Annotated in this window: 10 protein-coding genes and 4 pseudogenes; 4 read left to right on the top strand and 10 right to left on the bottom strand. The window is 63.2% G+C overall.

The window, feature by feature from the left end; translation table 11 throughout:
* Positions 1-35: 35 nt before the first annotated feature.
* From G3436_RS01780 to G3436_RS01745, 8 genes and pseudogenes are all read right to left on the bottom strand, one after another.
* Positions 36-290, bottom strand: coding sequence for a YkgJ family cysteine cluster protein (locus G3436_RS01780; protein WP_163940678.1), 255 nt, complete (start codon positions 288-290; stop codon positions 36-38).
* 125 nt (positions 291-415) lie between these two features.
* Complete coding sequence (locus tag G3436_RS01775) at positions 416-928, bottom strand: translation initiation factor 2 (RefSeq protein WP_178116289.1); 513 nt, start codon at positions 926-928, stop codon at positions 416-418.
* Between the two features lie 68 nt (positions 929-996).
* Positions 997-2442 (bottom strand): aminotransferase-like domain-containing protein, encoded by a 1446-nt coding sequence (locus G3436_RS01770; protein WP_163940677.1) that lies wholly within the window; start codon positions 2440-2442, stop codon positions 997-999.
* A 191-nt stretch (positions 2443-2633) separates the two neighbouring features.
* Positions 2634-3415: pseudogene (locus tag G3436_RS01765) on the bottom strand (OmpA family protein).
* A gap of 23 nt (positions 3416-3438) precedes the next feature.
* Positions 3439-3792 (bottom strand): DUF4398 domain-containing protein, encoded by a 354-nt coding sequence (locus G3436_RS01760; RefSeq protein ID WP_163940675.1) that lies wholly within the window; start codon positions 3790-3792, stop codon positions 3439-3441.
* A gap of 9 nt (positions 3793-3801) precedes the next feature.
* On the bottom strand, positions 3802-4608 hold the full coding sequence (locus G3436_RS01755) for a substrate-binding periplasmic protein (protein WP_163940707.1): 807 nt from the start codon (positions 4606-4608) through the stop codon (positions 3802-3804).
* Positions 4609-4709: 101 nt separating this feature from the next.
* Positions 4710-5639 (bottom strand): electron transfer flavoprotein subunit alpha/FixB family protein, encoded by a 930-nt coding sequence (locus tag G3436_RS01750; RefSeq protein WP_163940673.1) that lies wholly within the window; start codon positions 5637-5639, stop codon positions 4710-4712.
* A pseudogene (locus G3436_RS01745) lies at positions 5640-6388 on the bottom strand (electron transfer flavoprotein subunit beta/FixA family protein).
* Positions 6389-6931: 543 nt separating this feature from the next.
* Here G3436_RS01745 and G3436_RS01740 point away from each other — a divergent pair.
* A pseudogene (locus tag G3436_RS01740) lies at positions 6932-8595 on the top strand (electron transfer flavoprotein-ubiquinone oxidoreductase).
* An 85-nt stretch (positions 8596-8680) separates the two neighbouring features.
* Here G3436_RS01740 and G3436_RS01735 read toward each other — a convergent pair.
* Both G3436_RS01735 and G3436_RS01730 read right to left on the bottom strand, forming a co-directional pair.
* Complete coding sequence (locus G3436_RS01735; protein WP_163940671.1) at positions 8681-9997, bottom strand: MFS transporter; 1317 nt, start codon at positions 9995-9997, stop codon at positions 8681-8683.
* 91 nt (positions 9998-10088) lie between these two features.
* On the bottom strand, positions 10089-10568 hold the full coding sequence (locus tag G3436_RS01730; RefSeq protein WP_163940669.1) for a histidine kinase: 480 nt from the start codon (positions 10566-10568) through the stop codon (positions 10089-10091).
* A gap of 376 nt (positions 10569-10944) precedes the next feature.
* Between G3436_RS01730 and G3436_RS01725 the strand changes: the two are divergent.
* The 3 genes and pseudogenes from G3436_RS01725 to G3436_RS01715 form a co-directional block, all read left to right on the top strand.
* Positions 10945-12120: pseudogene (locus G3436_RS01725) on the top strand (efflux RND transporter periplasmic adaptor subunit); the annotation flags it as partial.
* 4 nt (positions 12121-12124) lie between these two features.
* The gene (locus tag G3436_RS01720) at positions 12125-14092 is read left to right on the top strand and encodes a MacB family efflux pump subunit (protein ID WP_163940667.1); all 1968 of its coding nucleotides are present in this window, start codon (positions 12125-12127) and stop codon (positions 14090-14092) included.
* A 7-nt stretch (positions 14093-14099) separates the two neighbouring features.
* The coding region (locus tag G3436_RS01715; protein ID WP_163940665.1) for a TolC family protein at positions 14100-14998 on the top strand (899 nt) is incomplete at its 3' end.

Here is a 14998-nt window from a genome sequence, read left to right as displayed (position 1 = left end):
CGTGTTGTTTTCCTTATTATCGAAGTTACGCCCACTCAAGCCGCCGTCATTTGCTCCAGCCAACCGATGATCCTGATCGCCTCGTCGCGATCACTGCCGCAGGTGTCCACCTCTGCCTTGAACCCCGAGCACACTGCGGGCCGCTCAGGCTTGCCGAAGATGCCGCACAGGTTGAGCTCGGACAATTGCACACAGCGTTCGCCAGCCGGCTTGCCGTGCGGCATGCCCGGAATCGGCGAGCTGATGGAAGGGGCAATGCAGCAGGCGCCACAGCCTTCACGGCAGTTCATGACGTCAGACCTCGGTATAACAAATGATGAATGAAGGGGGATAGTAACCGCTAAAACAGGCGTTTGAAATTACCGCCGAGATGAAATATCGCCGTACGAAAAATGACTGCCAAGTCGCCCGGCGTTTATTGCTTGAACTCGAAATCGATGGCTGCGCCCTCGACATCCTGGCGGCTGTCGTTACGCAATTGCAGCTGCATTTCGTTGCTCAACAGCCGACCATTGAGCTGGAACGGGCTGTCCGAGGCGGGCTTGTCCTGGAACAGCGCCGGCAACAATGGGCGCCGCGCCTGTACATCGAGCTGACCAGGCGGCTGCAGTTCCTTGACCATCTCGGGCGGCAGGCTCAGGTCCAGGCGCGCCTTGGGCAACGGCGCCGCGATGACTTCGGACGCATTGCGCTTGCCGGACTTGGCCGCCTTGGCCGGCGCTTTTTTGCGCACAACAGGCTTTGACTTGGGCTTTGGCTTGGGCTTTGGCTTGGCTGCTGCCTTCGACGACGGCGTGGCTTTGGCCGCAGCCGGCTGGGCTGAAGACTGCGCCAGCAGCACCGGCGCAACCACAGGCACCGCCAATGCCGGGCGTGCCAGCCCCAGCACACACAGCAACACCACTCCGGTACACCGCAACGCATTCATAGGCAACGAGACGTATTCATGAAAACGCGTATGCTCCTTGTTCCTGCGCTCGCTGGCAAGCCTGTCGACTAAAGGTAAGCGCCCGACGCCGTCTCCTGGCACAGCTGACGGGCCAGCATCCCCAGGGTGAGCAGCGCCCGCTCTGCCTCGCGGTTCCACGGGATGCCACAGTTCAGGCGTATGCAATGGTTGAACTGCTCGGTATTGCTGAAAATCAGCCCCGGCGCAATGCTGATGCCCTGCTGCAAGGCCCGCACATGCAGCTCCTGGGTGTTGACCCGCCCTGGCAGGCTGACCCACAGAATGAAGCCGCCGGTCGGCCGACTCATCTGTGTACCTTCGGGAAAGTGCTGCTGCACCGCCAACTGGTAGGCGCTGAGGTTCTTGCGGTACTCCTGGCGAATGTAGCGCAGGTGCCGGTCGTAGCCGCCATTTTCCAGGTACGCCGCCACCCCCATCTGCGTGACGCTGCACGCGGAGTGTGTGGTAAAGGTTTGCAGCCGCTGGATTTCCTGCTGGTAGTTGCCAGCGATCATCCAGCCGATACGCACCCCGGGCGACAGCGTCTTGGAAAAGCTTGAGCAGTAGATGACCCGCCCAAGGCGATCAAACGCCTTGAGCGCCTTGGTACGCCCCTGCTCGAACATCAACTCGCCATAGATATCGTCTTCGATGACCTGGATATTGAAATCCGAGGCCAGGCGCAACAGTTGCTTCTGCCGCTCCTCGGGGATGGTGCCACCCAGCGGGTTGCTCAAGCGCGCAGTCAATACCAGCGCCTTGATCGACCACTGGTTGGCCGCCAGTTGCAAGGCCTCCAGGCTGATACCGGTAGACGGATCACTGGGGATCTCGATCACCTTGAGCCCAAGCAGGTCTGCCAGTTGCAGCAAGCCGTAATAGGTCGGCGATTCAGCCGCGATCAGATCGCCAGGGCGGGTCAGCACGCGCAGCGACATCTGCAGCGCATCGACACAGCCATGGGTCACCACCACTTCCGAAGGGTCTACCACCACGCCGGCGTCGCGCATGCGGATCGCGATCTGCCGGCGCAGCGGCTCGAAACCCGGGCTGAACATGTAGCTGAAGGCGCGCGGGCTCTGGAACCGCGTGACCTTGGCCAATTGCTGGTGCAGCGCGCGCACTGGCAGGTAGTCGACATGCGGCACGGCAGCCCCCAGCGGGAATACCCCATCGCGCCGCGCCTCGGTCAACACCTGCTGGATGATACTGCTGCGGGTGACCAGGCCCGGGCGCTCGACGCGCGCGATGTCCGGCGTCTGCGCGGTCAGGGCGGGAGTCTGGTGGACGTAATAGCCCGACTGCGGCCGCGCGCGAATCAGCCCCTGATCCTCGAGGTTGGCGTAGGCCTGCAACACCGTGGCATGGCTGACGTTGAGCTGCGAGCTCATCTTGCGTACCGACGGCACGCGCTCACCGGGCTGATAGACACCACGGCGGATATCTTCCGCCAGTTGCTGGGCGATGCGCTGGTAGAGCAACAGGTTGGTCATGGGAGAACTCTCGACACGCGGACAATCTAGTTATTCTTGTACGAGCCGGCAGAGAATACCGGAACAGTGCGCAAGTGTACGGGCACAGATGCCAGAATAGTCGACAACACAGTTGTGTGACAGCAGCTTTTTCGAGGCTTTGCTTATAAAAAAACCGGTGAATATCACCGGTTTTTTGTGTGCACCGTGTTTCAGCGCGCCGCGCCGAGGCGGCCCTTCTCGTCAGAGAAAACGATCTCCACGCGACGGTTCTGTGCCCTGCCGCGCTCCGAGGCATTGGCCTCGACCGGGTACTGGTCGCCATAGCCCTCTACCTGGATGCGCTTTTCATCGACACCAAGGTCGACCAGCATGTCCGCCACCGCCTGGGCACGGTCACGCGACAGCGTCAGGTTGTCCTCGGACGCCCCCTACTGTCGGTGTAGCCTTCGATGCGCACGACACGCTTCGGGTTGAGCTGCAGAAACTGCACCAGCTTGAGCACCGTGCGGCTGGCAGAGTTCTTCAGCTCTGCGTGACCGGTATCGAACAGTACGTCGCCCAGGGTCATCACCAGGCCACGGTCGCTTTGCGTGGTGGCCAGGCTGACGATCTGCGCCTCGAGCCATTTGCCCTGCTGCTGCACGCTGACCAGCTTGGCCTCGCGCAGGGCCAGCTGCAGGCGCTGGCGCTCCAGCTCCAGCTTGGCCTGACGCTCCTGGTTGAGCACCAGATTGCTGTGCTCACGGGCGATTTCACTGTAGCGCTGGCTGAGGTAGGCGTAATGACGCACGTCGGCACCGGTGCCCATGTAGCTGGACAAGCGCTCGGCACGTGCCAGCGATTCGCCCGCACGGATCACGTCGCGCGGCGCACTGCGCAACACATTGGAATCATCCTTGACCGCTTGAAAACTGCTGCTGGCCTGGTCCAGGGCGGACTCACTGCGCTCACTGGCGCAGCCCTGCAAACCGAGCACACCCACAACCATCATTGCCGCCAAGGGCTTGATCGAACTCACTGTTGCTCCCCCAACTGCTTGCGCAGACGATCGACCCGTGACTGCAGCAGTGTCAGCTGCTCCTGGCTCTTGAGGGTCAGCACCCGCGCCTCGGCCAGGCGTGCATCCAGCTCGGCCTGCTCGGCACGCAGCCGCGCATCGCGAAACGACTCGCCGAGCATGTTGGCGCGAGCCCGGTCCAGCTTGGCCTCGGCCATTTTCAGCTCGGGCACGTCGTCGGTGGCACCGACAGCCTTGGCCTGCTCCAGTGCCTGCTCAGACAAACGCAGTTGCTCATGGGGGGCCGGATCGGCAGCGCAACCGGCCAGGGCCAGTAACGCCAGGGCAGCGAAAAGCGGTTGAGTTCTCACACAATCTTCCTACTGTTTGGGGGCGTCGAGCGGTTGCTGCAGTTGCGCTTTCCAGCGCTCGACATTGCGTTGCAGTACTGCCTGGTACACGCCAGAGGCGGGTAATTCTGTCAGTTTTTTGGCCAGCTGTCCGCGCAACCACGCATCATTGCACGCCGAATTATGCGACAGCGCCAGGTACAGCCCCGGCCGATCCAGGGGGACGCCGCGGGCAATCAGGTCGTTGGCCATGCCCAGGGTCTGCGCCATGGCCATGCCGGCATAGCGGCCGGCCAGCACGTAGTCCACCTGACCCAGCAGCAGTTTTTGAAACGCCTGAGTCAAATTCTGTGCAGGCGCCAACTTCAACTGCTCCTTGGCCAATGCAGCAAATTCGGGCGTCAGCCGTGCCTTCTCGGAAATCGCACCTTGGTGCAGATGCAGGTCCGCCACGCTGTCATACACCAGGGTCGAGTCATGGCGTGTCCATACCAGGTAGTCGTTCTGCAGCAGCGCAGGGTGGAGGTAATCCACCGAGGTCAGCTCCGCGACGCTCAATGGCGCATCCACCAGCAGGTCCATGCGCCCGCTGCGCACCTCACTCTGCGCCTCGCTGCGCTTGCCGGCGTACAGCACCTCGACCTTCAACCCCAGCTCGCTGGCCACCTGCTTGAGCAGGTCGACGTTGGCACCGATCAGGTGCTTGGGGTCCTGCGGGTCGCGCCATGCATACGGCGGCGCGTCCGGGCTGCCGGTGGCGACCAGGCGCTCGCATTTGCCCACTGCCATTGCCGTCGCAGGCACACAGGCAATACCCAGCAGCCCTGCAACTGCCATTCGGCCAAGCCAAGCCATGCACATGCCTCCCTACCCTGTTGCGCGCGAAATAAAAAAAGCCCGATCAAAAGACCGGGCTCTTTATAAGTGAAGCTGTCGGATTAAACCAGCTTCTCAAGCTCCGGGATGGCTTCGAACAGGTCAGCCACCAGACCGTAATCAGCCACCTGGAAGATCGGCGCTTCTTCGTCCTTGTTGATCGCAACGATCACCTTGGAGTCTTTCATGCCAGCCAGGTGTTGGATCGCGCCGGAGATACCGACCGCGATGTACAGCTGCGGGGCAACGATCTTGCCGGTCTGGCCGACCTGCATGTCGTTGGGCACGAAACCTGCGTCGACCGCAGCGCGCGATGCACCCACCGCAGCGCCGAGCTTGTCGGCCAGGGCATACAGGTGCTTGAAGTTGTCACCGTTCTGCATGCCGCGACCGCCGGAAACGACGATCTTGGCAGCGGTCAGCTCAGGACGGTCGGACTTGGCCAGCTCTTCGCCGACAAACGCAGATTTGCCCGCGTCGTGCGCAGCAGCAACCGCCTCGACTGCAGCCGAACCCCCTTCGGCGGCAACGGCGTCAAAGCCGGTGGCGCGCACGGTGATGACCTTGACCGCAGCGCTCGATTGCACGGTGGCAATGGCGTTACCGGCGTAGATCGGACGCTTGAAGGTGTCGGCCGACTCGACCGCGATGATCTCGGAGATCTGGTCGACGTCCAGCAGGGCGGCAACGCGCGGCAGGATGTTCTTGCCGTTCGAAGTGGCAGGGGCCAGCACGTGGCTGTAGCCCTTGCCCAGCTCCGCTACCAACGGTGCGACGTTTTCCGGCAACTGGTGCGCGTAGGCAGCGTTGTCGGCAACCAGTACCTTGGCCACGCCAGCGATTTTCGCGGCGGCTTCGGCTACACCACCCACGCCCTGGCCTGCGACCAGCACATGGATGTCGCCACCGATTTTTGCGGCAGCAGCAACGGTATTGAGGGTCGCCGGGGCAACGGCACCGTTTTCGTGTTCAGCGATAACCAGGATAGTCATTTAGATTACCTTCGCCTCGTTCTTCAGTTTCTCGACCAGTTCAGCTACCGACTTGACCTTGATACCCGCGCTGCGAGCAGCCGCGCTTCGACTTTCAGGGTCTTGTTGGTGGAGGCGGTGGAAACGCCCAGCGCGTCCGGAGTGACCGTCTCCAGCGGCTTCTTCTTGGCCTTCATGATGTTCGGCAGCGACGCGTAGCGCGGCTCGTTCAGGCGCAGGTCGGTGGTGACGATCGCAGGCAGGTTCAGCGCAACGGTCTGCAGGCCACCGTCGACTTCACGGGTGACATTGACCTTGTCGCCAGCGACTTCCACCTTGGAGGCGAAAGTGCCCTGGGCATAACCGCTCAACGCAGCCAGCATCTGGCCGGTCTGGTTGTTGTCGCTATCGATGGCTTGCTTGCCAAGGATCACCAGCTGAGGTTGCTCTTTGTCGACCACAGCCTTGAGCAGCTTGGCCACGGCCAGCGAGGTCAGCTCTTCAGCGGATTCGACCAGTACGGCACGGTCGGCACCCAGCGCCAGCGCGGTGCGCAATTGCTCCTGGGCAGTGGCCGGGCCGACGGTAACGACGACGATCTCGCTCGCCACACCCTTCTCTTTCAGGCGCACGGCTTCTTCTACGGCGATTTCGCAGAAGGGGTTCATGGACATCTTGACGTTAGCAAGGTCTACGCCGGAGTTGTCCGCCTTGACGCGAACCTTGACGTTATAGTCGACCACTCGTTTGACAGCTACAAGAACCTTCATGGATTCCTCGTTACTCTCCGGTGAAAAGAATGTCGCCTGGGCAGGACCTGGCGATAGCGCGTGGGTACAAGGGCACCTCCAAAAACGATTTCGAGCAGGTGAAATTAAACTGACTGCTCAGTCCAATCGCGACGCTTGCACGCAAAACCCGTGGGTCATTGTTTGTCGTGGCGTGTAAACTCCACTACACAGCGGGTTCTGGCGTAACTGCCCTGCTGTTTGCCTGGTTTTTAGGGGTGCTCCTGCATCCGACGGTCAGCCTACGGCGAGCGTAAAACCGCCCGTATCTTGACCGTAACGCCCAATCCGGTCAATACGGCAAACCGGCCAGCTTCAAGCCGTGGCACTTTGATTTTACTGGCCTGCGGCAAATTCAAACAAACGTTTGTATTGGACCTCGCAAGTGGTGTAGATATAATGCGCGGCCAAGAGAAAGCGGTGTAGTCCGTCATCGCCCGAGCTACACGCCCGGGCACCCCAAAGATGACCGCCTGACACACGCCAACCCAGAAAAACCGATGAGCCTTGAGTAGGAGAGAACCTGTGGAACGCGAATACATGGAATTCGACGTGGTCATCGTCGGCGCGGCCCGGCGGGCCTGTCCGCCGCCTGCCGACTGAAGCAGAAGGCCGCCGAAGCCGGTAGCGAAATCAGCGTCTGCGTGGTCGAGAAAGGCTCCGAGGTCGGTGCACACATTCTCTCCGGTGCGGTATTCGAACCACGCGCCCTGAACGAGCTGTTCCCGGACTGGAAGGCGCTCGGCGCCCCGCTCAACACCGAGGTCAAGCGCGACGACATCTATGTGCTGCGCGATGCCGGCAGCGCGGTCAAGGTACCTGACCTGTTCGTGCCCAAGACCATGCACAACGAAGGCAACTACATCATCTCGCTGGGCAACCTGTGCCGCTGGCTGGCCCAGCAGGCCGAGAACCTCGGCGTCGAGGTGTACCCAGGCTTCGCGGCCCAGGAAGCGCTGTTCGACGAGAACGGCGTAGTGCGCGGGATCATCACCGGCGACCTGGGCGTGGACCGTGAAGGCAACCCCAAGGAAGGTGTCTACACCCCCGGCATGGAACTGCGCGGCAAGTACACGCTGTTCGCCGAAGGTTGCCGCGGCCACATTGGCAAGCAACTGATCAAGCGCTTCGACCTGGACAACGAATCCGACGTGCAGCACTACGGCATCGGCCTGAAGGAAATCTGGGAAATCGAGCCGGCCAAGCACCAGCAAGGCCTGGTGGTGCACACCGCCGGCTGGCCGCTGGACCTGATGAGCACCGAGAACACCGGCGGCTCGTTCCTCTATCACCTGGAAAACAACCAGGTGGTGGTCGGCCTGATCGTCGACCTGTCGTACGCCAACGCCTACCTGTCGCCATTCGACGAGTTCCAGCGCCTCAAGCACCACCCGGTACTCGCGCAGTACCTGGAAGGCGGCAAGCGCATCAGCTACGGCGCCCGCGCGCTGGCCAAGGGTGGCATCAACTCGCTGCCAAAAATGGTGTTCAAGGGCGGCGCACTGATCGGCTGCGACCTGGGCACCATGAACGTGGCCAAGATCAAGGGCAGCCATACTGCCATGAAGTCCGGCATGCTCGCCGCCGACGCCGTTGCCCAGGCCCTGCTGGCCGGTGGCGAAGGGGGTGATGAACTGACCGCCTACGTCGACGGTTTCAAGGCCAGCTGGCTGTATGAAGAGCTGTTCGCCAGCCGCAACTTCGGCCCGGCGATGCACAAGTTCGGCCCGCTGCTGGGCGCGGCGTTCGCGTATGTCGACCAGAACTGGTTCGGCGGCAAGCTGCCCTTCACCCTGCACGACACCAAGCCGGACTACGCCTGCCTGAAGCTGGCGGCCGACTCGAAGAAAATCGACTACCCCAAGCCCGACGGCAAGTTGAGCTTCGACAAGTTGAGCTCGGTGTTCCTCTCCAGCACCAACCATGAAGAAGAGCAGCCGTGCCACCTGAAGCTGGCAGATGCGAGCATCCCGATCGGCACCAACCTGCCGCTGTACGACGAGCCGGCGCAGCGTTACTGCCCGGCCGGCGTGTACGAGGTGGTAACCCAGGAGAACGGTGACAAGCGCTTCCAGATCAACGCCCAGAACTGCGTGCACTGCAAGACCTGCGACATCAAGGACCCTTCGCAGAACATCACCTGGGTGACCCCGGAAGGTGCCGGCGGGCCGACTTACCCGAACATGTAAGCAGCGCCCAGCAAAAAGCCCCCTCGCCTTGCGGCGCAGGGGGCTTTCTTTTGCGCTCGCGGCCGAAGCGGCCGCACACCTCATTTCACACCTTGGCCAACACCAGCTCATCACCCGCACGCAGGTCTTCGCGCGCGCTGAAGTACACCGCCGTCAGCAGCCCCACCGTACCCATCAGCAGGCAGAAGCCGACACACACCCACGGGCTCCACGGCATCAGCGCGATCAACAGCAACGGCGTGGTACTGGCCCACAGCGCATAGGCCACGTTGTAGGTAAAGGAAATGCCCGACACACGAATCGCCGGCGGGAACAGCCCGACCATCACCGACGGCACCACCCCCACCACGCCACACGCCAGGCCAGCCAGCGCATAGGCAAGCCCGGTCCAGCCCCAGCCGGCGATCAGGCTGCCATACAGCGCGGCGATGCCTACCGGCAGCAACAGGCTGTAGAACATCAGCGCACGCCAGGCGCCCACGCGGTCCACCAGCAACCCGGCCAGTACGCAGCCAATGTTGAGGAACACAATGCCGATGCTGCTCAAGGCAAAGGTATCTGCCGCACCCATACCAAAGCGCTGCTGCATGACGGTCGGGGTAATCACCACCAGTACCACCACCGCCGACGTCAGCACGCAGGTCAGCAAGGCTGCCGGCACCAGCGCCCGGCGGTGCTCGCGCAGCACCGTGCGCAGCGGGAAGGCCACCGGCTGTGCACGCCGCTCGCGCAGCGCCAGGAACACCGGGGTTTCGCTCAGCCAACGGCGCAGCCACACGCCGATCACACCGAACACCCCGCCCAGCAGGAACGGATAACGCCAGGCGTAATCCAGAATTTCCTGCGCCGTGAACACCTGAGCCAGCACGGTAGCGGTCAACGCACCCAGCAGGTAACCAAAGGTCAGCCCGGCCTGCAGAAAGCCCAGCGCATAGCCACGACGCCCGGGCGGCGCGTGCTCGGCAACAAAGGTCCAGGCGCTCGGCACTTCGCCGCCCACCGCTGCCCCCTGAAGAATCCGCAGGCCCAACAGGATCAGCGGCGCGGCATAGCCGATATCGGCATAGGTCGGCATCACCCCGATCAGCAGGCATGGCAAGGCCATCATCAGGATGCTCAGGCTGAACACCTTCTTGCGCCCCAGGTGGTCGGCAAAATGGGCCATCAGGATGCCGCCCAGCGGGCGCGCCAGGTAACCCGTCACGAAAATCCCGAAACTCTGCAACAGGCGCAGCCATTGCGGCATTTCGGGCGGGAAGAACAACTGGCTCAAGGTCAGCGCGAAGAACACGAAAATGATGAAATCGTAGATCTCCAGCGCGCCGCCCAATGCGGCCAGGCTCAGGGTCTTGTGGTCGCTGCGCGAAAGCCGTAACGGGCGCGCAGGGTCGGTGGCTGTCATAAAGGCTTCCGCATCGGTAAACACACCGCGCGCAGCAAGGCGCGCCTGAACAAGCGCAAGAGCATAACAAAAAGCGGCGCAGGGCTCAGGATTAGCGGCAAAACACCGTATGCCCCTGGTTCAGCCAACGCCGCGGGTGGGCGTGGGCAGAGGCCTTGTACCCGGGGTTTGGCAACTGCCCCAGCAACAAAGGTGCATCGATGATCGCCATGAAGGATTGCAGGGCTTCGTTGTCCGGCACTTTAGGCAGGCTGATGCTCACTGCCTGGCGCTGGCCGGCCGGTATGGCCGGGACCTTGAGGTGCTGCGATTCATACAGCAGGGCGTGCTGGATCTGCGCATTGACCCGGCAGAACCGTTCAAGGTCGACCCCCACATGGCTGGCCAGGTCGATATTGCCGATCAGCAGGCTGAACGGCTGCAACGCGTTCTGTACCAGATGCTGGAGATCGTCGAAGGACTCGACCGGCGCAATGCGGTAGTAACCCATGCCATTGAGCAGCTTCTCCAACTGCAGCAGTTGGCTGGGGTGCTCGTCGGCAATAAGGATGCGCATGGATTTGTTTGGCATCGTGAACAACCTGGGTAGTGAGCGGGGGAGCGATTCCTTGACCACTACTACACCACCATGAACTTCAGGCTATGACGGGGGCTTCGTCAAATGAAGGGTCTTCAATGATAGTTGTCGCAAAACCGCAGGAAAGCAAGCCGGGCAGGCGAATACTGTGCCGCACGGGAACCTTCGAACAAACCCCGCAAAGCGGAATCATTCGCAAAACCATTTGGTTATACTCGCACCTCCACGACCATCGCCAAACGCCTACCCCCCTGGCCCCTGCGCCAGCCTGGGTAAATTCCGTGCGTGGCGCAACGTTTAACTGTGAGTTTCCCGTGTCTGCCTAGCGGCCATCGCGGCACCACGCACACCTTTTGGCTGGAACCCCTGCATGAGACGTCCCCCGTTCAAACGCCGCTTGCTGTTGTGTACCCTCGGCCTGATCAGCATCGGCTCGCTGGTGGCCTGGAAATCCCTGCCTGGCGCTGGTGATAGCCTGAATACGGTCACGGTCACGCGTGCCGATATCGAAAGTAGCGTGACAGCCCTGGGCACCCTGCAACCTCGCCGCTATGTCGATGTGGGCGCCCAGGCATCCGGGCAAATTCGCAAACTGCACGTGGAAGTCGGCGACCGGGTCGAGGAAGGTCAATTGCTGGTCGAGATCGACCCCTCGACACAGCGTGCGCGGCTTGATGCCGGGCGCTACTCGATCGAGAACCTCAAGGCCCAACTGCAGGAACAACGTGCCCAGTACACGCTGGCCGAACACCAGTTCAAGCGCCAGCAGCACCTGGCCGCCAGCGGTGCCACCCGTGACGAGGACGTACAGACCGCCCAGGCGCAATTGAAGGTCACCCAGGCCCGGATCGGCATGTTCCAGGCGCAGATTTCCCAGGCGCAGGCGAGCCTGCGCAGCGACGAGGCCGAGCTGGGCTACACTCGCATTTACGCGCCCATGTCCGGCACCGTGGTGGCGGTCGACGCCCGCGAAGGCCAGACCCTCAATGCCCAGCAACAAACCCCACTCATCCTGCGGATCGCAAAGCTCACCCCAATGACGGTGTGGGCCGAGGTGTCCGAAGCCGACATCGGCAACGTCAAGCCGGGCATGCAGGCCTACTTCACCACCCTGGCCGGCGGCAAGCGCCGCTGGAGCAGCACGGTTCGCCAGATCCTGCCGATCCCCCCCAAGCCGCTCGACCAGATCAGCCAGGGCGGCGGCAGCCCCAACAGTTCCAGCACCTCCGGTGGCGGCGGCAAGGTGGTGCTGTACACCGTGCTGCTGGACGTGGACAACGTCGACAATTCACTCATGGCCGAAATGACCGCCCAGGTGTTCTTTGTCGCCGGCCAGGCCAGCAACGTGCTGACCGCGCCCGTGGTGGCACTGGAGCCCGACGCACTGCAGAGCGACATGCGCCTGGCCCAGGTGGTGCGCCCCAACGGCAAGGTCGAACAGCGCAAGGTGCGCGCCGGCCTCAGCGATCGGCTACGGGTACAGATCCTCGACGGTCTTGCCGAAGGCGACACGCTGCTGATCGGCGCGCCCGCCGCCAAGGGGGGGCTGAATGTCCACGCCCCTGATCGAACTGCGCGATATCCGCAAGTCCTACGGCGGCATCGACACGCCCAAGGTCGAAGTCGTACGCGGCATCAGCCTGGCCATCCACCCCGGCGAATTCGTGGCCATCGTCGGGGCCTCCGGCTCTGGCAAATCGACCCTGATGAACATCCTCGGCTGCCTCGACCGCCCCACCAGCGGCCACTACTTGTTTGCCGGCAAGGACGTCGCCGAACTGGACAGCGACGAACTGGCCTGGATTCGCCGCGAGGCATTCGGCTTCGTGTTCCAGGGCTACCACCTGATCGCCTCGGGCTCGGCCCAGGAAAACGTCGAAATGCCGGCCATCTATGCCGGCACCCCCGCCAGCGAGCGCCATGCGCGTGCCGCCGGCCTATTGGGTCGGCTGGGCCTGGCCACGCGTACCGGCAATCGCCCGCACCAGTTGTCCGGTGGCCAGCAGCAACGCGTGTCCATTGCCCGCGCACTGATGAACGGCGGGCATATCATCCTCGCCGACGAACCCACCGGCGCCCTCGACAGCCAGAGCGGCGCCGAAGTGATGACCCTGCTCGACGAACTCGCCAGCCAGGGCCACGTGGTCATCCTGATCACCCATGACCGTGAAGTGGCGGCACGCGCCAAGCGCATCATCGAGATTCGCGACGGCCTGATCCTCAGCGACTCGGCCAATGAAGCGGCGCCCGCGCGTGCGCAGGTTGCCAGCCTGAATGCCGAAGACCTGCGCCAGCGCCTGGATCGCGGCGCCACCCAGAGCGGCGCCTGGAAAGGCGAACTGATCGAAGCCCTGCAGGCGGCCTGGCGACTGATGTGGATCAACCGCTTCCGCACCGCCCTGACCCTGCTTGGCATCGTCATCGGCGTGGCCTCGGTGGTGGTGATGCTGGCCGTCGGTGAGGGCAGCAAACGCCAGGTCATGGCGCAGATGGCCGCGTTCGGCTCCAACATTCTTTACCTCAGCGGTAGCGCGCCGACCCACAGCGCCCCAGCCGGGGTGATCTCGCTCGACGATGTGGCGGCAGTGGCGCAACTGCCGCAGGTCAAGATGATCATGCCGGTGATCGGCAACGAACTGACCGTGCGCTATGGCAACAACAGCCAGAGCTTCTATGTCGGTGGCAACAATACGCACTTCCCCGAGATCTTCAACTGGCCGGTGGTCGAAGGCGCCTTCTTCACCGAAGCCGACGAACATTCGGCAGCGGCTGTCGCGGTGATCGGCCGCAAGGTCAAGGAAAAGCTGCTCAAGGATGCTGGCAATCCGATCGGCCAGTACATCCTGATCGGCAACGTGCCCTTCCAGGTGATTGGCATTCTGGCCGAAAAAGGCTCGAGTTCGGGCAACCAGGACAGCGATGGGCGCATCGTGGTGCCCTACTCTGCTGCGGCGGTACGCCTGTTCGGCAGCCGCGACCCGGAGTACGTGACCATTGGCGCCGTCGACTCCGGCCGGGTCAAGGAAACCGAGCAGGCCATCGACCAACTGATGCGGCGCCTGCACCAGGGCAAGCACGATTTCGAACTGACCAACGACGCCGCCCTGATCCAGGCCGAAGCACGCACCCAGAACACCCTGTCGCTGATGCTCGGCGCGATTGCCGCCATTTCCCTGCTGGTAGGCGGTATCGGCGTGATGAACATCATGCTGATGACCGTGCGCGAACGCACCCGCGAGATCGGCATCCGCATGGCCACCGGCGCGCGTCAACGCGACATCCTGCGCCAGTTCCTCAGCGAGGCGGTGCTGCTGTCGATGGTCGGTGGCGTCACCGGCATCGCCCTGGCGCTGCTGATCGGTGGCGGCCTGCTGCTGGCGGACATCGCCGTGGCGTTTACCCTGGGCGCCATTCTCGGCGCATTCACCTGCGCCGTGATTACCGGCGTGGTATTCGGCTTCATGCCTGCGCGCAAAGCCGCTCGACTCGACCCGGTCAAGGCCCTCACCAGTGAATGAACCCGCGATGAAACCCCTCCTGAGCGCGCTGACCCTGGCCCTGCTGCTCAGCGCCTGCAGCACGGCCCCAGGCCCGGAACTCGGTATCGAGCCGCCTGCCGACTGGCAGTCGCCGAACGACCAGGCCCAACGTGCGAGCAACCAGCAGTGGTGGCGCAGCTTTGCCAGCCCCGAGCTCGATCAGTTGATCGCCCAGGCCGACAGCGGCAGCTACGACATCGCCGCCGCCATTGCGCGTGTACGCCAGGCGCGTGCCGCGCGTACCGCAGCAGCCGGCTCGCAGCTGCCCGAAGTCACCGGCGCGCTGAGTGCCAGCCGCGAAAAACAGATGCGCCACAACGGCTACAGCTCATCGAGCAGCAGCACCAGCGGGCGCGAAACGGTCGCCTACAGCGCCAGTTTCAATGCCAGCTACGAAATCGACTTCTGGGGTGGCAACGCTGCCGCCCGCGACAGCGCCGCGCAGGCCTTGAGAGCCAGCGAATTCGATCAGGCCACGGTCACCTTGACACTGTTCAGCAACGTCGCCAGCACCTACCTGCAGGCCCTGGCCCTGGACGAGCAGCAGCGCATCGCAGCGCTCAACCTGGCCAATGCCCAGCAAGTACTGGAGGTGGTGCGGGCCAAGCGCGCAGCCGGCTCGGCCACCGCGCTTGAAGTGGCCCAGCAGGAGGTCCTGGTTGCTGCACAGCAGCGTCGCCTGCCCTTGCTGCAGCAGCAGGCCAAGGAGGCGCGCATTACCCTCGCCGCCCTGCTGGGCAAGCCGGTGCAGGCGCTCGACCTGCGCGCCAGCGACTTCAACACCATTACCGCCCCGGGCATCGCCGCCGGCCTGCCCAGCGACCTGCTCAGCCGCCGTCCCGACATTGCCGCAGCCGAAGCGCGGTTGGCGGGCGCGCAGGCCGA

Source organism: Pseudomonas brassicae (genome assembly GCF_010671725.1).
Classification (GTDB): Bacteria; Pseudomonadota; Gammaproteobacteria; order Pseudomonadales; family Pseudomonadaceae; genus Aquipseudomonas; species Aquipseudomonas brassicae.
The sequence above is the reverse complement of the archived record's forward strand: the minus strand, read 5'-3'. Positions and strand labels throughout refer to the sequence as shown.